Source organism: Amycolatopsis sp. NPDC114505, assembly GCF_055633615.1.
This window is the reverse complement of sequence record NZ_JBVKDV010000001.1, coordinates 1-19875: the sequence shown is the minus strand read 5'-3', so window position 1 is coordinate 19875 and position 19875 is coordinate 1. Positions and strand designations below refer to the sequence as shown.

Here is a 19875-nt window from a genome sequence, read left to right as displayed (position 1 = left end):
CGTCTCAAAGCGTGACACGCTCCCGGAGCCGTCCCAACCGCGTGCGACAAGCTTCACACCCTCGGGGACGAGGCGCCGTCAGCCTTCAGGTTGATGCCGGGGGACAACCAACCTGTGTTCACTTACGTCAAGAAGAGGGCATGACGACCGATCGGCCGCGAAAGGCGACGAAACCAACCATGGGAACCCTCGCGAGCACGCGCCCGCGCCTCCCCGCCTGGAAGGCGAGAGCGGGCGGCATCATCGCGACCGTGGTCCAGCTGGCCGCGGTCTTCTCGGTGCTCCTCCTGTTCACGAACGGCCCGCACGGGCACCTGCTCAACGGCATCGACATGGCGTTCTCGAGCCTGAGCGTGCCGACCAGCGCGAGCCTGGTGATGGTGCTGCTGCTGGTGGTGCTGGGTGGCGCGCTGCGCCGTCGCAAGAAGGCCGCGCTGTACACGCTCGTGCTGTTCCAGGTCGTCGGGCTGGTGCTCACCCTCGCCCTGCAGGCGACGCTGCTGTGGTCGCCCGAGCTGCTCTCGCTCGGGTCGAAGCAGGTCCGGCACATCCCGGTCCAGCTGTGGGCCCTCACCGCCGCCGACGTGCTGTCGGTCGCCCTGATCGTCTTCCTGCTCGCGCTGCGCAAGGCGTTCCCCGCCCGGCTCGCGCCGAGCGCCTGGCGCGACGGCCTGACCATGCTCTTCGGCGGGCTGGCGGCGGTCGTCCTGGTCGGCTGGGGCCTGGCGGAAGCGTTTCCCGGGCAGCTCGGCGACTCGTGGGAGCGCTTCGCCTGGGTCGTCAACCACGCCACCGGTGAGAACCTGCAGCTGCGCCGGATCGGTGTCGGCGAGGGGCCGGCCTGGCTGGACGTGTTCATCGACCTGAGCGCGACCGCCGTCGCCACCGCCGCGCTGTACATGCTCTTCCGCGGGGTGCGCAGCCGTCGCCTGCGCACGGACGAAGAAGAGCTTCGCGTGCGGCGGCTGCTCGCCGAACAGGGCGAGGACGACTCCCTCGGCTACTTCGCCACCCGGCGCGACAAGAGCGTCGTCTTCTCGCCGAACGGCCGTGCCGCGGTGACCTACCGCGTGCTCGGCGGAACCAGCGTCGCCAGCGCCGACCCGATCGGCGACCCCGAGGCGTGGCCGGACGCCGTCCGCGCGTGGCTCGACGAGACGCGCACGTACGGCTGGACGCCGGGCGTGCTCGGGGCGAGCGAGCGCGGCGCGAAGGCGTACACCGACGCGGGCCTGCGTGCCCTGGAAATCGGCGACGAAGCGGTGCTCGACATCCGCGAGTTCAGCCTCGCCGGGCCCGAACGGCGCTCGGTGCGCCAGGCCGTCAAGCGCATCGAGCGAGCGGGCTACACCTCGCGCGTGCGCCGCCACGGCGAGATCCCCGGCGACGAGATGGCCGAGCTGCTCGCCCGCGCCCAGGCCTGGCGCGGCGCGGAGACCGAGCGCGGGTTCTCGATGGCGCTGGGCCGCCTCGGCGACCCGAGCGACGGCCGCAGCGTCATGGTCGAGGCCTACGACGCCCGCGGCGACCTGCGCGGCCTGCTGTCGTTCGTCCCGTGGGGACGGCGGGGGCTCTCTCTGGACCTGATGCGCCGCGACCGCGACGCCGAGAACGGCCTCAACGAGTACATGATCGCCGAGGTCGTCGCGGCCGGGCAGCACCTGGGCGCGCAGCGGATCTCCCTCAACTTCGCGATGTTCCGCGCGGTCTTCTCCGAGGGCGAGCGGATCGGCGCCGGCCCGGTGCTGCGGGCCTGGAAGGGGATCCTCAGCCTCGCGTCGCGGTTCTTCCAGCTGGAGTCGCTGTACCGGTCCAACGCCAAGTACGGGCCGGACTGGGAGCCGCGGTTCCTCTGCTACTCCTCGGCGCGGCGGCTCCCGCGCGTCGGCATCGTCGCGGGCGCGCTCGAAGGGTTCGTCCCGACCGGACGGTCGCGGGCACTGCGGCTGGAGACGGTCGGCGACGACTTCGTCGCGCGCGTCCGGGAGATCGAGGAGTCCGCGGCGGTCCCGGCGGCGAAGCCGGCCCGGCGCCCGGAGCAGGTCCGCGTCCGGATGGCCAAGCTGGCCAAGCTGCGCGAGGCCGGGATCGACCCGTACCCGGTCGGCTTCCGCCGGGACGACCACATCGGCGACGTCGTGCAGAAGTTCGGCGACCTGCGGCCGGACAGCGCGACCGGCCACCGCGTCCGGATCGCCGGGCGCGTGCTGGCGATGCGCACGCTCGGCGGGCTGTGCTTCGCGCGCGTCAAGGACTTCAGCGGCGAGATCCAGCTGATGCTGGAGGCCGGCGAGCTCGACCTCACGGGCTGGCGGACCGGCGTCGACCTCGGCGACCACGTCGGCGTCAGCGGCCAGGTCGTGACGTCGAAGCGGGGCGAGCTGTCGGTGCTCGTCGACGAGTGGACGGTCACCGCGAAGTGCCTGCACCCGTTGCCGGACAAGCGGAAGGGCCTCACCGACCCGGAGACGCGGGTGCGGCAGCGCTACCTCGACCTCGCGGTCAACCCGGACTCGACGAACATGCTGCGCCTGCGGTCCACGGTGGTCCGCGCGGTGCGCGAGCGCCTGCACCACGCCGACTACCTCGAGGTCGAGACGCCGATGCTGCAGACGGTCCACGGCGGCGCCAACGCCCGGCCGTTCGTCACGCACATCAACGCCTACGACATGCGGATGTACCTGCGGATCGCGCCGGAGCTCTACCTGAAGCGGCTGTGCGTCGCCGGCGTCGAGCGCGTCTTCGAGCTGAACCGCAACTTCCGCAACGAAGGCGTCGACGCGACGCACAACCCCGAGTTCACGATGCTCGAGGCGTACCAGGCGTACGCCGACTACGACACGATGCGGACGCTGACGCGCGAGCTCGTCCAGCACGCGGCCGAAGCGGCGTACGGCGCGCAGGTCGTGCGCCGGCCCGACGCGGACGGCAGGGTCGTCGAGCACGACATCTCCGGCGACTGGCCGGTGATCACGGTGCACGACGCCGTTTCGGCGGCCTTCGGGGAGCGGATCGACTCGGGGACGCCCGTGGCCGACCTGCGCCGGCTGTGCCTGGCGGCGGGCGTGCCGGTGGGGGAGGACCCGAGCCACGGCGACCTCGTGCTCAAGGCGTTCGAGCACCTCGTCGAGGGCGCGACCGTGCTGCCGACCTTCTACACGGACTACCCGACCGACGTCTCGCCGCTCACCCGCCAGCACCGCGAGGACCCGCGGCTGGCCGAGCGCTGGGACCTGATCGCGTTCGGTTCCGAGGTCGGCACCGCCTACACCGAGCTGACCGACCCGATCGAACAGCGGCGCCGGCTGGAGGCGCAGTCGCTGCGCGCGGCGAGCGGGGACGTCGAGGCGATGGAGCTGGACGAGGACTTTTTGCTGGCTTTGGAGCACGGCATGCCGCCCACCGGCGGGCTCGGCCTGGGCGTGGACCGGCTGCTCATGATGCTCACCGGAGCCTCGATCCGCCAGACGGTCCTGTTCCCCTTCGTCCGTCCGCAGGCGTAACGACTCGAACGATCTGATCACGGTGGTGCGGCCGAGACGCCAAGGGTCGCTTAATGTGTGCTTCGTGCGCACGGCTCGGATCGCCTCGGCTCTCCTCATGGGACTGGCCGTCCTCGCGTATTCGGGATGGCTCCTGGAGTTCTTCCTCCCGACGGGCGTCTCGCCGGTGCACGACCCGGTCGAGGCGCTGCTGACCGGTCCGCCGGTCTTCCGCGTCCTGCTGGCCGTCTCGGGGGTCGCGTTCCTGCTCGCAGGGCCGCCGCTGCACCGGCTCGGCCCGGTCCACTGGACGGCGCGGCTCAGCTCGATCTCGGTGAGCGTCTTCGGTCTGGTCGCGCTGCTGCAGGCGGCCTACCCGGAGCAGAGCGGCGTGCTCTCGTCGCTGGCGACCGTCGTGCTCATGGTCGGCGTGGTCAGCCTGATCCTGTGGTGGCCACCGGGCTGGCGCGCGCTCGCCGTGGCCGGGCTCGTGGTCGTGGTGCTCACCTGGGCCGCCCTCGTGCTGGCGCGGCAGCTGGACAGCGCCGAAGGTGTGGTCAGCCGGATTCAGCAGGTGGTGCGCGCCGTCCTGTACGGCATGGGCGGGGCGTACGCGTTCATCAAGCCCGCGCCCCGACACGCGCCTCGAGGCGGCTGAACGTCTCGTCGGCGCGCCCGTGCTGGATTTCTTCGATTTCCTTGAGCCGCTCACGGCCGGCGCCGGTGACGGCCAAGGCCACGCGCGTTCGCCGCGTTCCGGCTGGCCCTGAACCTGGCTCAGATCGGCGGCGCGTCCCTCGGCGGGTGGGGTGGTCGCGGCCACCGGGCCCGGCTGGACCCCGCTGACGTTCGCCGTGGCGATCGTCCTCGGCCTGGCGATCCGGATCGAGGGCACCTTCAGCGCCCGGACCGGCGTCGTGCGGTGCGCTCACGGCCGCGCCGCTGGTCGCGACGACCGTCGGCGCCCCGGTTTTCGTGGTGTGTCTCTCCGCGGCGCCGGCCGGGTTCGGGCTGACCCCGGCGGGCACGGCACTGGCCGGCCCGCTAGCGGCGTGCTCGCGATCGCGGCGGGCCTGGTGCTGGCCGTTTGTGCCGGAAATGTCGGTGGTCGATGGCACGATTCCGGGGACGAACGCGAAGGAGCTGATCTCGATGGCGGGAAACGTGCCCCCGGTGGCCGACGAGCGTGACGGGCTGCTGCGGTACCTGGAGCAGCAGCGGCACGTGCTGAAGGTGGCGGCCCACGGGCTGACGGACGAGCAGGCCCGGCTCACGCCGACGAAGAGCTCGCTGTCGGTGGGCGGCCTGGTCAAGCACGTGGCGTCGACAGAGGACGGCTGGCTCGACATCCTGCTGCAGCTGCCGCAGAAGCCGTTCGACGAGGCGATGGCGGACTACCAGGCGGCGTACACCCTGGGGCCGTCGGAGACGCTGGCGAGCGTGCTGGCCCGCTACGACGAGGTGGCCGCGCGCACGGCGGAGGTGATCGCCGGGATCGAGGACCTCGGCCAGGCGGTCCCGGTGCCGAAGGGCGTGCCGTGGTACCCGCAGGACGTCGAGGCGTGGTCGGTCCGCTGGGTCCTGCTGCACCTGATCGAGGAGACGGCCCGCCACGCGGGCCACGCGGACATCATCCGCGAGCACGTCGACGGCGCCACGGCGATCCCCCTGATGGCCGCGGCGGAGAACTGGCCGGAAACCCCATGGATGAAGCCCTGGACCCCAACCCCCGCCTGACCCAGGCCCGCCCACCGGCCCGTGTCGACTCCCCAATCACGCGTGTCGTCCATCCAGGCACGCGAGTCGTCCGCCTGGGTACGCGTGTCGTCCTTCCGCGACCCTGCTCACCCTCTCCAGCGAGGGTGAGCAGGCCGCGAACACGACACGACCGTCAGAACAACGTCGGCTCGTCGGCCAACGCCCCCTCGATCACCAGCATCCGCCGCTTGGTCTCGACGCCGCCCCGAGCCGAAAACCCGCCGTCCTTCCCACCCGCGGCCAAAACCCGGTGGCACGGCACGATCGGCGGAAACGGGTTGTGCCCCATCGCCTGCCCGACGGCCTGCGCCGAGCCCGGCATCCCCAGCCGGTGCGCGATGTCGCCGTACGTCAGCGTCTTGCCTGGCGGGATCGTCCGCGCCACCTCGTACGCGCGCCGGTTGAATGACGGCACCCCCGAGAAGTCCAGCGGAACCGAAGCCAGATCCACTCGCGACCCGCTCAACAGCGCCACGATCCCGTCGACGGCGGCCCGCACCACCGGACCCGGCGTCCCGGGAACCGCCTCCGGGTACTGCCGCGCGAACCACGCGGCCAAAGCGGGCGAAGGCAGCGACGCCCCGACCACGACGTCCTCGCGCCACGCGAGCCCGCACGCGCCGATCGCCGTGTCGAACACCGTGAACCCCATCGTCATCTTGCCAGCCTACGGCCGGGGTACGACAAAATAGGCCCGTGCTCGATCACCTCGTCTACGCCGGCCCGGACCTCGCCGAGGCCGTCGCCCGCGTCACCGCGCTCACCGGTGTCACGCCCGCTCCCGGCGGCAGCCACGTCGGCCTCGGCACCGCCAACCACCTCGCCGACCTCGGCGCCGGCATGTACCTGGAGGTCGTCGGGCCCGACCCGGCGCAGCCGGAGCCCGCGAACCCGCGCCCCTTCGGCATCGACGACCTGACCGAGCCCGCGCTCGTCGCCTGGGCGGTCCGCACGACCGACCTCGACGCGACCATCGCCCAGGCGAGAGCCCACGGCTTCGACCCCGGCGACGCGCTCGAGATGTCCCGCGAGACCCAGGACGGCGAACTCCTCCGCTGGCGCCTGACCCCACCGAGCGCCCCGGGCACGCTCCGCCCGTTCCTGATCGACTGGGGCACCACGCCGCACCCGACGACGCGCGGCCTGCCGTCGATCCCGCTCCTGATGGTCACCGGCACCCACCCGGACCCGGCATCGGTCCAGACGGCCACCGACGCGCTCGGCCTGGAGTTCCTGGTCCGCCGCACCGCAAAAGCCAGCCTGACGGCGGCCCTCAGCTCGAGCGAAGGCCGTCAGGTCGCTCTGACCTAGGCCTTGCCCTCGCGCCACAGGTTGGTCATCGGCAGCCGGCGGTCGCGGCCGAACGCCTTGAACGTGATCTTCGTGCCCGGCGGGTACTGGCGCCGCTTGTACTCGGCCTTGTCGACCATCCGCACCACGCGGTCGATCGTCTCCGGCTCGAACCCGGCGGACACCAGGTCCGCGTACCCGCGGTCGCCCTCGACGTAGTCGTCGAGGATGTCGTCGAGCAGCGCGTAGTCGGGCAGCGAGTCGGAATCCATCTGACCCGGCCGCAGCTCGGCCGACGGCGGCTTCGAGATCGAGTTCTCCGGGATCGGCGGGGTTTCGCCCCGCTTCAAGGCCTCGGCGTTGCGCCACCGCGCCAGCTGCCAGACGTGCGTCTTGAAGACGTCCTTGATCGGGGCGAACGCGCCGACCGCGTCGCCGTAGATCGTGGAGTACCCGACGGCCAGCTCGGTCTTGTTGCCCGTGGCCAGCACCAGGTGACCGTCCAGGTTGGACAGTGCCATCAGGAGCATGCCCCGCGTCCGCGCCTGGATGTTCTCCTCGGCCAGGCCTGTCAGGTGCAGCTGCTCGACGTACACCCGGACCATGTCCTCGACCGGCTCGACGCGGTAGTGCGCCCCGATCCGCCGCGCGAGGTCTTCGGCGTCGTCCTTCGAGTGCCCCGACGAGTACCTCGACGGCATTGAGACGCCGTAGACGTTGTCGCCGCCCAGCGCGTCCGCGGCCAGCGACGCGCAGACGGCCGAGTCGATGCCGCCGGAAAATCCGAACGTCACCGACGAGAAGCCGTTCTTGTGCACGTAGTCCCGCAGCCCGACGACCAGCGCCGACCACACCTCGGCCTCGTCCGACAGCGGCTCGCTGATCACCGGCTCGGCGGTCGGCTCGTACGACGGCACCGGCTCCTCGCTCAGCACGCGCCGCCGGACGTGCAGGCCTTCGAGCTCGCCGTCCCCGGCGTGCCCGCCCGCAGCGAGGTCCATGTCCAGCAGGAGCAGGTGCTCGACGAACTGCGGCGCGCGCGCCAGCACCGTGCCGTCCGCGCCGACGACGAGCGAGTCGCCGTCGAAGACGAGGTCGTCCTGTCCGCCGATCTGGTTGGTGTAGACCAGCGGCGCGCCCGCTTCGGCGGCGCGACGCGCGATGAGCGGCAGCCGCTGCTCGTCCTTCGACCGTTCGTACGGCGACGCGTTCGGCGCCACGACGAGGTCGACGCCGGCGCGGCCCAGCGCCGAGATCGGCCCGCCGTCCTGCCAGATGTCCTCGCAGACGACCATGCCGATGTCGAGCCCGTGGAACCGGACGACGTCGAGCTCGGTGCCCGGCTTGAACCAGCGGTGCTCGTCGAAGACGCCGTAGTTGGGCAGGTGGTGCTTGAACTGCCGCGCGACGACCTCGCCGCGGTAGAGCGCCGCCGCCGCGTCGCGCGGGCCGACCTCGTCGAGGTCGAGGTACCCGACGTAGGTCAGCACCTCGCCGCAGCTGGCTTCGTCGAGACGGCGCGCCAGCGACTCGACGCCCTGCCGGGAAGCGGCGGCGAAGGTCTTGCGCAGCGCAAGGTCCTCGACCGGGTAACCGGTCAGGGACATCTCGGGGAAGACGACGACGTGGGCGCCGGCCTCGGCGGCCCGGCGGGTCCAGGCGACGTGCAGGTCGGCGTTGCCGTCGAGGTCACCGACGGTGGGGTTGACCTGGGCGAGCGCGATGCGCAGTTGCGGCATGCCGTCATTCTGTCCCACCGCCACCCGCCCAGCCGAGCGAATGTGGGCGAAACGCCACCTAGGCCGACGCGACCGCGTCCCGGTGCTTGAGCTTCGCCATCCGCCCGTCCCGGTGGTGCCAGACGACGCCCTCGAACTCCGGGTGCGCGAGCAGCCACGCCATCAGCCCGTCGTAGTCGCGCGGGACGCCGGCGAACTCCTGCGCGGTCGCGTGCGGGACCAGCCGGTGCGTGCCGAGCTTCTCCGGATCGCCGTTGACCTTCGGCCCGCACAGCTCGTAGGTGCCGGGCGCCGCGCCGAAGAGCCGCTCCTGCGCCTCCTCGAAGAACGCCGCGAACGACGACTGCCCGACCGGCTCCCAGCCGACCGTCTTGCCCGTCTCCGGGTCGGTCTGCACGGCTTCGAACCCGTCCGGGGCGGTCTTGCCCGGCTTCACCTCGCGCCGCGCCCACCAGTCGCCGGACTCGTCGAGCCGGACGCAGGTGCCGTCGTACTTGCGGGTGGCCACGCCTTGGCCGTCGAGCACCCACTGGCACTCGGGGTGCACCTCGCGGGTCACACGCCGGAGGTCTTCGGGGTCGCGACGGAACAGCGTCGGGATCTTGCGCATGCCCCGATTCTCTCGCTCCGGGCAAACGAGAAAACCCCCGCCCGGACGAATCCGGACGGGGGTTTTCGGAGAACCGAGCTACTTCCGCTTGATCATGCTCCGGACCTTCTTGATGGTCTGCTCGAAGTCCGAGTCGAACGGGTTGTCGTGCACCAGGTAGGTCCACGTCGTGTTCGCGCGCCGGACCCCGGCGTCCCCGAGATCGATGCCGTCGTCGGTCAGCTCGGCCTCTTCGAGCGTCTTCGCCGCCCGGGAGTCGGCCTCGGCGATGATCTTGTGGAACTCCGGGATCGCCGCGCGGTGGAACTCGTCCAGCGGCGTCTCCCGCGCCAGCGCCCGGAGGTGGATGCTCTCGCGGACGTCGGTCAGGAACGCCAGGTGGTCGGACCAGAGCTGGTCGACGTGGAACAGCAGCACCTCGCGGCACAGCTGCTCCAGCTTGTCCTGGTCGTCCAGCTTCTCCTTCAGCTCGCCGAACTTCTCCGGGTGCGCCTTCTCAAGGTGCTCCGCCGCGTACGCGGTGCGAAGCACCTTGTCGCGGTGCACCAGCAGGTCACGGCGCTGCCGCTCGATCAGCCGCGTGTAGCGCCAGGTGTTGCGGTGGATCTCCAGGTCGACGCCCTCGGCGACGCGCTGGGCGTGGTTGAGCTGCCGCAGCGCCGCGTTGTCGACGATCTCGCCGGTCTCTTCGTCGTCGGTGATGCCCTCGGGCACGTCCGGCGCGTTCGACAGCACGAGCTCGTCGTTCAGGCTCGCGAAGAAGATCGCGCTGCCCGGGTCGCCCTGGCGGCCGGAGCGGCCGCGCAGCTGGCCGTCGAGCCGGCTCGACGGGTACCGCGCGGTGCCGATGACGTGCAGCCCGCCCAGCTCGACGACCTCTTCGCGGGTCGCGCCGTCGGTGCCGCCCAGCCGGATGTCGGTACCGCGGCCTGCCATCTGCGTGGACACGGTGACCGCGCCCTTCTTGCCGGCCTCGGCGATGATCGCGGCCTCTTCGGCGTCGTTGCGCGCGTTGAGCACGACGCACTCGAGGTCGACCTTCGCCAGCTTCTCGGCCAGCTCTTCGGACTCGGCGACGTCCTGGGTGCCGACGAGGATCGGCCGCCCGGTCTCGTGGACCGTGCGGATCTCCTCCTCGATCGCCCGCAGCTTCTGCGACGGCGACGCGAAGACGCGGTCCTCCTGGTCTTCGCGGACGTTCGGGGTGTTCGGCGGGATGACCGCGACCTCGAGCTCGTAGAACTCCCGAAGCTGCTCGGCGACGGCCACCGCGGTACCGGTCATGCCGGCGACCTCGGGGTAGCGCGCGAGCAGCGCCTGCACGGTGATCGAGTCGAGGATCTCGCCGCGGTCGGTCGCGGTGACCTGCTCCTTCGCCTCGACGGCCGCCTGCAGGCCGTCCGGCCAGCGCTGCAGCTCGGCGACGCGGCCGCGGGCGGCGTTGATGAGCTGCACCTTGCCGTCGCGGACCAGGTAGTCGACGTCGCGGGTGAGCAGCGCGTGCGCGTGCAGCGCGACGTTCACCGCGGGCAGCCGGTCCGAAGCCGTCTCGTCGTAGAGGTCGTCGACCTCCAGGCCGAGCGACTTCGCGACGACGGACGCGCCGGCGTCGGTCAGCCAGGCGTTGCGGCCCTCGCTGTCCGTTTCGTAGTGCAGGTTGAGCCGCAGCCGCCGGACGACCTTCGCGACCTCTTCGTCGGCGTCGGTGTGGTCGATCGAGCCGGCCATCACCAGCGGGACGCGGGCCTCGTCGACCAGCACGGAGTCCGCCTCGTCGACGATCGCGACCTCGGGGTCGGGCTGGACCAGGTCGTCGACCGAGCTGACCAGCCGGTCGCGCAGCACGTCGAAGCCGATCTCGGCGACGGCGCCGTACGTGACGTCCTTGGCGTAGGCCTCCTTGCGCTCCTCCTGCGAGTGCGCCGGCTCGACCCAGCCGACCGACACGCCGAGCAGGGCGTACACCGGGCCCATCCACTCCGCGTCGCGTCGCGCCAGGTAGTCGTTGACCGTGACGACGTGCGCGCGCTTGCCGCGCAGCGCGTAGCCGGCCGCGGCCAGCGCCCCGGCGAGCGTCTTGCCCTCACCGGTCTCCATCTGCACGACGTGCTTGCTGAGCAGGCCCATGGTGCCGAGGATCTGGACGTCGAACGCGCGCTCGCCGAGCGCCCGTCGCGCGGCCTCACGACCGAGCGCACACACCTCGATCAGGTGATTGTCGCCGAAGGCGGTGTCCTTGAGCTTCTCGCGGAGTTCGCCCGCCCGCTCGGTCAGCTCCTCGTCGGAGAGCTTCTCGAGCTCGGGTTCGAGCTTCTCGACCGCGGGCAGCAGTGCTTCGTAGCGGGTCAGCTCGACGCTGCCCGGCCGCTGGATGATCCGGCGGAGCTTCTTGCCCACCCGGCTGATCAGTGCTGCCACCCCTGGTCTCCCGTTCTCTCTCGCTCGACCGGCCTGCCCCACCCAACGTGGCGGTGGTGCGTTCGAGTTCCGCGGCCGGATGGGACGATCCAACCGTGTTCCCTCATCCCAGCGCCAGGTCCGGTCGTATCCGACGCCGCCGGATCACCGCAATTGCGACATCCGTGCTGATCGCGGCCTCGCTGGCCGCCTGCACGTCCACCGGCAAGCCGGCACCGGTCGCGCCGACGACCGAGTCGCACCCGCCGTCCGGGCCGGTCCCCGCCGGATTGGAGCGGTTCTACGGCCAGAGCCTGAGCTGGGGCGACTGCGCACCTTACGCGACGTCGGAAGACGCCCGGTCGGCGTTCCAGGCGAACGACCTCCAGTGCGCCCGGCTGACCGTGCCGCTGGACTACGGGAAGGCGGCCGGCGACACCATCACGCTGGGCCTGCTCCGCCACAAGGCGACCGACGAGGGCTCCCGGATCGGGTCGCTGGTGGTCAACCCCGGCGGCCCGGGCGCGTCGGGCATGGTCGCGGCCGCCGGGCTGGTCAAGCCCGGCACGAGCACTGGTCTCGCCAAGCGCTTCGACCTGGTCGGCTTCGACCCGCGGGGCATCGGCGCCAGCCAGCCGGCCATCCACTGCCTCACCGACCAGGAGCGCGACGCCGACCGCGCCGACGACAGCGAGACCGACGGCTCGCCGGCCGGGGTGCTCAAGCAGGAGTCGCAGGAGAAGGACTTCGCCGCGAAGTGCGCCCAGCGCACCGACGACGGCACCGGGATGCTGGCCAACGTCGGCACGCGCGACGTCGTGAAGGACCTGGACGTCCTCCGCTCGGTCCTCGGCGACGAAAAGCTCACCTACCTGGGCTACTCCTACGGCACCCGGATCGGGTCGGCCTACGCCGAGGCGTTCCCGAAGAACGTCCGCGCGATGATCCTCGACGGCGCGGTCGACCCGGAGCAGGACGCGGTCGAGTCGCTGGTCGCGCAGGGCCAGGGCTTCGGGACGGCGTTCACGGAGTTCGCCAAGTCGTGCACCGCCCAGCAGGACTGCGCGCTCGGCCAGGACCCGGCCGCCGCGGTGAAGGTGTTCCAGGACCTCGTCCGGCCTCTGATCGACTTCCCGGTGCCGGTCGGCGACGGCCGCAAGCTCTCCTACGAGGACGCGACCACCGGCGTCATCCAGGCGCTCTACCAGCAGAGTCTCTGGGACGCGCTGAACACCGGCCTCAACGAGCTGAAGCAGCAGCGCGGCGCGACGCTGGAGAAGCTCGCGGACATCTACAACGAGCGCGACTCCACCGGCAAGTACGGCACCACGCAGGACGCCTTCACCGCGATCCGCTGCGTCGACGACCCGCGCGTCACCGACCCGGCCGTCATCCTCAAGGCGCAGGAGGAGTACGTGAAGGTGGCGCCGTTCCTCGACGACGGCCGCCCGGCTTCGGCGGCTCGCGACGCGTGCGCGTTCTGGCCGGTGCCGAACACGTCCGAGCCGCACGTGCCGAACGTCGAAGGCCTGGCGAAGACGCTGGTCATCTCGACGACCAACGACCCGGCGACGCCGTACCAGGCGGGCGTCAACCTCGCGAAGGGCCTGAAGGGCGCGCTCCTCACCTTCGAGGGCACGCAGCACACGGTGTTCCTGCAGGGCGTCAAGTGCGTGGACCAGGCGGGTACGGACTACCTCGTCGACGGCACGGTGCCGCCGGAGGGGACCCGGTGCACCGGGCAGTAGGTCTCGCCGCGTGCGCGGTGCTGCTGGCGGCGTGCACGAGTGCCCCGGCGCCCGTGCCGCCGCCCGCCCCGTCGTCGTCCCGGCCTCCTGACCTGGGGAAGTTCACCCAGCAGAAGCTCGCGTGGACTCCGTGCGGAGACGCGCTGGACTGCGCGCACCTGAGCGTGCCGCTGGACTACGCGGCGCCGGACGGGCCGGCGATCACCGTCGGCCTGCTGCGGCACAAGGCCACGAAGCAGCGGATCGGGTCGCTGGTCGTCAACCCCGGCGGGCCGGGCGGCTGGGGCACGTCGACGGCGGCGGCGCTGGCCAAGACGCCGGCCGCCGCGCCGCTGCTCGACCGCTTCGACCTGGTCGGCTTCGACCCGCGCGGCGTCGGCACGAGCGAACCGCGGATCACCTGCCGCACCGGCGCCGAGCAGGACGCCGACCGCGCGTCCGACGTCGAGAGCGACATGTCGCCCGACGGAGTGAAAAAGCAGCTCGCCGAGACGACCGCGTACGGCGCGAAGTGCGCCGAAGCGTCGAAGTACGGCAAGACGCTTCTTTCGAACGTCGGCACGCGAGACGTCGTACGCGATCTCGACGTCCTTCGCGCCGCGCTCGGCGACGAAAAGCTGACCTACCTCGGCTATTCGTACGGGACGCAGATCGGCGCGGCCTACGCCGAGGCGTACCCGCGCAACGTCCGCGCGCTGCTGCTCGACGGCGCCATCGACCCCGCGCAGGGCCTGGTCGATTCGCTGGTCACGCAGGCCGCGGGCTTCCAGGACGCGCTGAACGAGTTCGGCAAGTGGTGCGCGTGCGCGACCGCCGGCACCACCGAAGCGTTCCAGCGGCTCGTGCGTCCGCTGATCGCCAAGCCCCTTCCGGCCGGGACGCGGAAGCTGTCGTTCGAGGACGCGATCACGGGCACGTTCGCGGGGCTCTACTCACGCGGCGACTGGCCCGCCCTGAAAGCCGCGCTCGCGCAGATCGCCCAGGGCAACGGCCGGACCCTGCTGGCCTTCGCCGACGGCTACTACCAGCGCGACCGCGACGGGAAGTACAGCGGCGCGATCGACGCGTACTTCGCGGTCCGCTGCGTCGACCACACCCGCGTCACCGACCGGGCCGCGATCGACCGCGCGCACGAGAAGATGCTGGCCGGCGCGCCCTTCTTGGCCGGCGGCACGCCCGACACGAGCGAGCTGGACATCTGCTCGACGTGGCCGGTCGCGCCGACGTCGGCCGAGCACGCGCCGCACCCGGCCGGGCTGCCGAAGACCCTGGTCGTCTCGACGACGCACGACCCGGCGACGCCGTACCAGCAGGGCGTCGACCTCGCGAAGGACCTCAAGAGCGCGTTGCTGACCTACGAGGGCGTCCAGCACACGGTGTTCCTGCAGGGTGACGCCTGCGTGGACCGCGCGGGCATCGCGTACCTGATCGACGGGACGGCCGCCGACAGCCGCTGCTAGTCGAGGTTGACACGCTCGTTCTGCTGGGTCAGCGAGAGCTCGAACATCACCGGGCTGAGGTGGTCGCCGGCCGGCGGCACCTGCACCCAGAGCCGGGCGAACCGCCGGGGCCCGTCCGCGGAGACCCACACCTTGACGATGATGTCGGCGGTGACCTGCGGCAGCACGCCGTGCGCGACGGCCGCCGGCACCCGGCCGCCGACCCGCAGGGCCGCGGCGCCGTCGACGTTCTCCTTGCCCTCGGTCTTCGCGTCGGTGACGCCGTCGAGCAGCCGCTTCAGCCCGGCGGACGGGCCGAGGAACGCCCCCACCGCGTACATCTCGGGCAGCGGCCCGTGCCCGTCCTCCGTGGTGACCTGGCCGCCGCGGACGGTGAAGCGGTACTTGGTGTGCCCTTCGCCTTCCTGGACGTCGGCCGTGCCGGTCGCGGACCCGCCGTCGTCGAGGGAGGCGTCGCCTTCGATCTGCCGCAGCGGGAAGTCCGGCAGCACGCCGTTGACCCCGGCCGCGAAGTGCACGCTCCGCACCGACGCGAACGACGTCGCCGCGTCGCGGACCAGCTCGGCACCCGCGGGGAACGGCCCGCGCGTGTCCGGCGAACCGGCGCACCCGGCCGTCAGGAGGACCACGAGCAGCAGGGCGATGCGGGACATGCCGGAAGCCTAGCCGTGGCCCGATCCTTGCGGATGATGTCCTTCAAGCCACTTTCGTGTCATCGCGCGCGCGATGACACTGCACTGGTGACTGTCGAGACCCGCCCTGCCCCGAAGCTGCACCGCGCCTGGCTGATCGCCGGTGCCGCCTTCGTCGCGCTGCTCGCCTCCGCCGGCTTCCGGTCCGCACCGGGTGTCCTCATCGACCCGCTGCACCAGGAGTTCGGCTGGTCCACGGCCACGATCAGTTCGGCCGTCTCGGTCAACCTCGTGCTCTACGGCCTCTTCGCGCCCTTCGCGGCCGCGTTGATGGAGCGGTTCGGCATCCGCCGCGTCTCGGCGACGGCGTTGTTCGTCATCGCCATCGGCGCGGCCGGCACGGTCTTCATGAGCGCGAGCTGGCAGCTGGTCCTCTGCTGGGGCGTGCTGATCGGCGCGGGCACGGGCTCGATGGCGATGAGCTTCGCCGCGACCGTCGCGACGCGGTGGTTCGTCCGCAGCCGCGGCGTCGTCACGGGCGTCCTGACCGCGGCGGGCGCCACCGGCCAGCTGATCTTCCTGCCGCTGATCGCGAACCTGGCGGTCGGCTCGGGCTGGCGGACGGCGTCGCTGGTGATCGCGATCGCGGCGCTGGCGGTCGTCCCGGTGGTCCTGCTGGTCATCCGCGACCACCCCGCCGACGTCGGCACCACGGCGTACGGCACACCCGCGGACGCGGAGGTCGCGCGCCCGGCGCCGAAGACCGGCTCGGCCCGCCGCGCTCTCTCAGTGCTGGGCCAGGCCGCGAAGACCCGCACGTTCTGGCTGCTGGCGGTCGGCTTCGCGATCTGCGGCGCGACGACGAACGGCCTGGTCGGCACCCACTTCGTCCCGGCTGCCCACGACCACGGCATGCCCCAGACGACGGCCGCGGGACTCCTCGCGCTGGTCGGCGTCTTCGACGTGGTCGGCACGATCTTCTCGGGCTGGCTCACCGACCGCGTGGACCCGCGAATCCTGCTCGGCGTGTACTACGCGCTTCGCGGGCTCTCGCTGGCCCTGCTGCCGCAGCTGTTCACGGATTCGGTGCAGCCGAGCATGTGGGCGTTCATCCTGTTCTACGGCCTCGACTGGGTGGCCACGGTCCCGCCAACGGTCGCCCTCTGCGTCCGCGCATTCGGCGAAGCAGGCCCGATCGTGTTCGGCTGGGTCTTCGCCTGCCACCAGCTGGGAGCAGCGTTCGCCGCATCGGCCGCCGGCCTGGTCCGCGACCAGCTGGGCAACTACAACCTGGCCTGGTATTCGGCCGCGGTACTGGCCGTTCTGGCGTCCGTGGCCTCGCTGGCCATCAAGCGGGCGAAGAAGCCCGTCCCGGTGCTCACGACGTGACTTCGTCACCCTCGGCGCGTCGTGAAACATGCCGTTAACACGCTGTCGTTAGGGTGCGGCCATGGATCGCCAGCAGGAATTCGTGCTCCGCACGCTCGAGGAGCGCGACATCCGTTTCGTCCGTCTCTGGTTCACCGATGTGCTGGGGTTCCTCAAGTCCGTCGCGGTCGCCCCGGCCGAGCTCGAGGGCGCTTTCACCGAGGGAATCGGCTTCGACGGCTCCGCCATCGAGGGCTTCGCGCGCGTCTACGAATCGGACATGGTCGCCAAGCCCGACCCGTCCACGTTCCAGGTGCTGCCGTGGGAGACCCCGGACGGCGGCCCGTACTCGGCCCGCATGTTCTGCGACATCGCGATGCCGGACGGCTCGCCGTCGTGGGCCGACCCGCGGCACGTCCTGCGCCGCCAGCTGTCGAAGGCGGCCGAAGCGGGCTTCACCTGCTACGTGCACCCGGAGATCGAGTTCTTCCTGCTCTCGACCCTGCCCGACGACGGCAGCGAGCCGGAGCCCGCGGACAACGGCGGCTACTTCGACCAGGCCAGCCACGCCACGGCGACGCACTTCCGCCGGCACGCCATCGAGACGCTCGAAGCGATGGGCATCTCGGTCGAGTTCAGCCACCACGAAGGGGCACCGGGCCAGCAGGAGATCGACCTCCGTTACGCCGATGCGCTGACGATGGCCGACAACGTGATGACGTTCCGTTACGTCGTCAAGGAGGTCGCGCTGACCCAGGGCGTGCGCGCGACGTTCATGCCGAAGCCGTTCACGGACCAGCCCGGCTCGGGCATGCACACCCACATCAGCCTGTTCGAAGGCGACCGCAACGCCTTCTACGACGCCGAGGACCCGCACGAGCTGTCGGAGACCGGCAAGGCGTTCGTCGCCGGCCTGCTGCACCACGCCAAGGAGATCTCCGCGGTCACCAACCAGTGGGTGAACTCGTACAAACGCCTGATCAGCGGCAGTGAAGCGCCGACGACGGTCTCGTGGGGCCGCGCGAACCGCTCCGCGCTCGTCCGCGTCCCGATGTATTCACCCGGAAAGGCGTCATCCCGACGGGTGGAGATCCGTACCCTGGACTCGGCGTGCAACCCGTACCTGGCGTACTCGGTCATCCTGGCCGCCGGGCTGAAGGGGATCGAGAAGGGCTACGAGCTGCCGCCACCCGCCGAGGACAACATCTGGCAGCTGAGCGACTCCGAACGGCGCGCCGCCGGGTACGCGCAGCTGCCCCAGAACCTGGGAGAGGCGCTGGCCGAGATGGAGAAGTCGGAGCTCCTGCCGGAAGCGCTCGGCGAGCACGTCTACGACTTCTTCCTCCGGAACAAACGCGTCGAGTGGGACAACTACCGGAGCGCGGTCACCCCGTACGAGCTCCGAACCCTGCTCCCGGTGCTCTGATGGGGCGGCGGCCGGTGTTCCTCGCGATCCTGGCCGCCGCACTCGTGCTCGTCCCCGCGGCACCCGCCGTGGCCTCCCCGGCGAAGTTCGACCTCGACACCGCCGACATCCCGGCGCTGCAGGCGCGGATGGCGGCCGGCCGGCTCACCGCGGTGGGCCTGACCAGCACGTACCTCGAGCGGATCCACCGGCTCGACGGCAAGGTCAACGCGGTCCTGGCGCTCAACCCGGCCGCGTTGGGGCAGGCCCGCGAGAGTGACGCCCGGCGTCGCGCGCACCACCTGCGCGGCCCGCTCGACGGCATCCCGGTACTGGTCAAGGACAACGTCGACACGCGCGACCAGCACACGACCGCCGGCTCGCGGGCCCTGCGCAGCTACCCGGCGAAGGACGCGACGCTGATCACGCGGCTTCGCGCGGCCGGCGCGGTGATCCTCGGCAAGGCGAACCTGTCCGAATGGGCGAACTTCCGCGCCGCGAAGCCGACGTCCGGCTGGTCGGGCGTCGGGGGACAGACGAACAACCCGTACGTGCTGGACCGCAACCCGTGCGGGTCGTCCGCGGGGTCCGCGGCCGGCGTCGCCGCGTCGCTGGCCCAGGTGGCGATCGGCAGCGAAACCGACGGCTCGATCGTGTGCCCCGCGGGGATGACGGCGACGGTCGGGCACAAACCGAGCCTCGGTCTGGTCAGCCGCACCGGCGTGGTGCCGATCTCCGCCGAGCAGGACACCGCCGGGCCGATCGCCCGCAACGTCGTCGACGTCGCCTTGACGCTCTCGGTCCTGCAGGGGCGGGACCCGTCGGATCCCGCGACGCTCCAGTACCCGAAGTCCCAGCCGACGGACTACGCGAAGCTGCTCAAGCCGGGCGTCCTGCGCGGCGCGCGGATCGGGCTGTGGCGGCTGCCGGTGCTCGGCCCTTCGACGGACGCGGTCATGACGTCCGCGAAGAACTCCCTGGTCAAAGCCGGTGCGACGGTCGTCGAAGTGACGCCGCCGTACCAGGCGCGCCTCGGCGAGCTGGAGTTCCCGGCGCTGCTCACGGAGTTCCACCGCGACATCGACGCCTACCTGGCGACCCGCCCGCGCGGCCCGCGGAACCTGGCGGAGCTGATCGCCTACAACCGGGCGGACCCGCTCGAGCAGACGTGCTTCGCCGGCCAGGAGCTGTTCGAGCAGGCACTGGCCGCGCCGCCGCCGACCGACCCGGGCTACCTCGCCGGCCGCGCCGAGCTGTCGGACCTCGCTCGCCGCTCCCTCGACGAGACGCTGGCGAAGTACCACCTGGACGCGATCGCGTCGCCGACGAACCCGCCCGCGTGGAAGACCGACTGCGCGGTGGGGGACAACGACGTGATCCCGTCGTCGACCCCGGCCGCGGTCGCCGGCTACCCGGACGTGACGGTGCCGGCGGGGTTTGCCGGACCGCTCCCCGTGGGTATCTCGTTCATGGGTGCCCGGTGGTCGGACGCCCGGATGCTCGCGCTCGCGGCGGACTTCTCGCGAGTGGCTCCGGCGAGGGTCCCGCCCCGGTACTTGGCGACCTTGCCGTCGTAGGGTGTCGGACACGCTCTGACCTGCGGCAATGGCGTTAAGTGACCCCCCTGTTCGGGACCGGTTTCAGGGCATGTAATCTTCTCTTCGTCGCCAGGAACACCGGGTCGCCCCGGGGCCGCAAGCCCCGAAGATCCGGCCGGGCCGAGCGGGTTGACACCGCGGATCGGACCGGGTAATGTTCAGCGTCGGCCCACGAGCGGCCGCCGAATCCCTACGACTAACACCGTAGGCTGAGGCATGCTCGACCAAAAGCTTTGAATATCGCTTGGAACAACTGCCGAGGATATAGCCGCTGATAAGGCGGCGAGTCCGGAGTGTGTTGCTTGAGAACTCAACAGTGTGCTAGTGAACTAAGCCAGTAGAGCTTATATAGAACCTCGTATGAGGTTCCTTTGAGAATGATTGAGTA

Annotated in this window: 14 protein-coding genes; 9 read left to right on the top strand and 5 right to left on the bottom strand. The window is 71.3% G+C overall.

Annotated features, from left to right (window positions below; genetic code table 11):
- Nucleotides 1-179 precede the first annotated feature (179 nt).
- From lysX to ACZ7OU_RS00060, 3 genes are all read left to right on the top strand, one after another.
- Complete coding sequence (gene lysX, locus ACZ7OU_RS00070; protein ID WP_470253737.1) at nt 180-3503, top strand: bifunctional lysylphosphatidylglycerol synthetase/lysine--tRNA ligase LysX; 3324 nt, start codon at nt 180-182, stop codon at nt 3501-3503.
- Between the two features lie 64 nt (nt 3504-3567).
- The gene (locus ACZ7OU_RS00065) at nt 3568-4140 is read left to right on the top strand and encodes a hypothetical protein (RefSeq protein ID WP_470239057.1); all 573 of its coding nucleotides are present in this window, start codon (nt 3568-3570) and stop codon (nt 4138-4140) included.
- Nucleotides 4141-4634: 494 nt separating this feature from the next.
- Nucleotides 4635-5219, top strand: coding sequence for a DinB family protein (locus tag ACZ7OU_RS00060; RefSeq protein WP_470255850.1), 585 nt, complete (start codon nt 4635-4637; stop codon nt 5217-5219).
- A gap of 154 nt (nt 5220-5373) precedes the next feature.
- Here ACZ7OU_RS00060 and ACZ7OU_RS00055 read toward each other — a convergent pair whose 3' ends face one another.
- Nucleotides 5374-5892 (bottom strand): methylated-DNA--[protein]-cysteine S-methyltransferase, encoded by a 519-nt coding sequence (locus ACZ7OU_RS00055; protein ID WP_470255849.1) that lies wholly within the window; start codon nt 5890-5892, stop codon nt 5374-5376.
- A 44-nt stretch (nt 5893-5936) separates the two neighbouring features.
- Here ACZ7OU_RS00055 and ACZ7OU_RS00050 point away from each other — a divergent pair, with 44 nt between their 5' ends.
- On the top strand, nt 5937-6551 hold the full coding sequence (locus ACZ7OU_RS00050) for a VOC family protein (RefSeq protein ID WP_470253736.1): 615 nt from the start codon (nt 5937-5939) through the stop codon (nt 6549-6551).
- Here ACZ7OU_RS00050 and ACZ7OU_RS00045 read toward each other — a convergent pair.
- The 3 genes from ACZ7OU_RS00045 to secA2 all read right to left on the bottom strand — a co-directional run bounded on the left by ACZ7OU_RS00045 (nt 6548) and on the right by secA2 (nt 11297).
- Complete coding sequence (locus ACZ7OU_RS00045; RefSeq protein ID WP_470253735.1) at nt 6548-8269, bottom strand: NAD+ synthase; 1722 nt, start codon at nt 8267-8269, stop codon at nt 6548-6550. The genes ACZ7OU_RS00050 and ACZ7OU_RS00045 overlap by 4 nt on opposite strands.
- Nucleotides 8270-8327: 58 nt before the next feature.
- On the bottom strand, nt 8328-8879 hold the full coding sequence (locus ACZ7OU_RS00040) for an RNA ligase 1 family protein (protein WP_155549956.1): 552 nt from the start codon (nt 8877-8879) through the stop codon (nt 8328-8330).
- Between the two features lie 78 nt (nt 8880-8957).
- The gene (secA2, locus tag ACZ7OU_RS00035; protein ID WP_470253734.1) at nt 8958-11297 is read right to left on the bottom strand and encodes an accessory Sec system translocase SecA2; all 2340 of its coding nucleotides are present in this window, start codon (nt 11295-11297) and stop codon (nt 8958-8960) included.
- Nucleotides 11298-11461: 164 nt separating this feature from the next.
- On the opposite strand from secA2, the gene ACZ7OU_RS00030 reads away from it, so the two are divergent.
- Together ACZ7OU_RS00030 and ACZ7OU_RS00025 are read left to right on the top strand one after the other, a co-directional pair.
- Nucleotides 11462-13024 (top strand): alpha/beta hydrolase, encoded by a 1563-nt coding sequence (locus tag ACZ7OU_RS00030; RefSeq protein WP_470253733.1) that lies wholly within the window; start codon nt 11462-11464, stop codon nt 13022-13024.
- Nucleotides 13009-14484, top strand: a complete 1476-nt coding sequence (locus ACZ7OU_RS00025; protein ID WP_470253732.1) for an alpha/beta hydrolase — start codon at nt 13009-13011, stop codon at nt 14482-14484. The genes ACZ7OU_RS00030 and ACZ7OU_RS00025 overlap by 16 nt, the downstream gene beginning before the upstream one ends.
- Here ACZ7OU_RS00025 and ACZ7OU_RS00020 read toward each other — a convergent pair.
- Nucleotides 14481-15137: an LppX_LprAFG lipoprotein gene (locus ACZ7OU_RS00020; protein WP_470253731.1), complete on the bottom strand. Its 657-nt coding sequence runs from the start codon at nt 15135-15137 to the stop codon at nt 14481-14483. The two genes, ACZ7OU_RS00025 and ACZ7OU_RS00020, sit on opposite strands and share 4 nt — an antisense overlap.
- Before the next feature lie 87 nt (nt 15138-15224).
- On the opposite strand from ACZ7OU_RS00020, the gene ACZ7OU_RS00015 reads away from it, so the two are divergent.
- The 3 genes from ACZ7OU_RS00015 (at nt 15225) to ACZ7OU_RS00005 (ending at nt 19466) form a co-directional block, all read left to right on the top strand.
- Nucleotides 15225-16505: an MFS transporter gene (locus ACZ7OU_RS00015; RefSeq protein WP_470253730.1), complete on the top strand. Its 1281-nt coding sequence runs from the start codon at nt 15225-15227 to the stop codon at nt 16503-16505.
- A 61-nt stretch (nt 16506-16566) separates the two neighbouring features.
- The gene (gene glnA / locus ACZ7OU_RS00010; RefSeq protein WP_470239048.1) at nt 16567-17910 is read left to right on the top strand and encodes a type I glutamate--ammonia ligase; all 1344 of its coding nucleotides are present in this window, start codon (nt 16567-16569) and stop codon (nt 17908-17910) included.
- Nucleotides 17910-19466: an amidase gene (locus tag ACZ7OU_RS00005; RefSeq protein ID WP_470253729.1), complete on the top strand. Its 1557-nt coding sequence runs from the start codon at nt 17910-17912 to the stop codon at nt 19464-19466. The genes glnA and ACZ7OU_RS00005 overlap by 1 nt, the downstream gene beginning before the upstream one ends.
- The last annotated feature ends 409 nt before the right edge of the window (nt 19467-19875 follow it).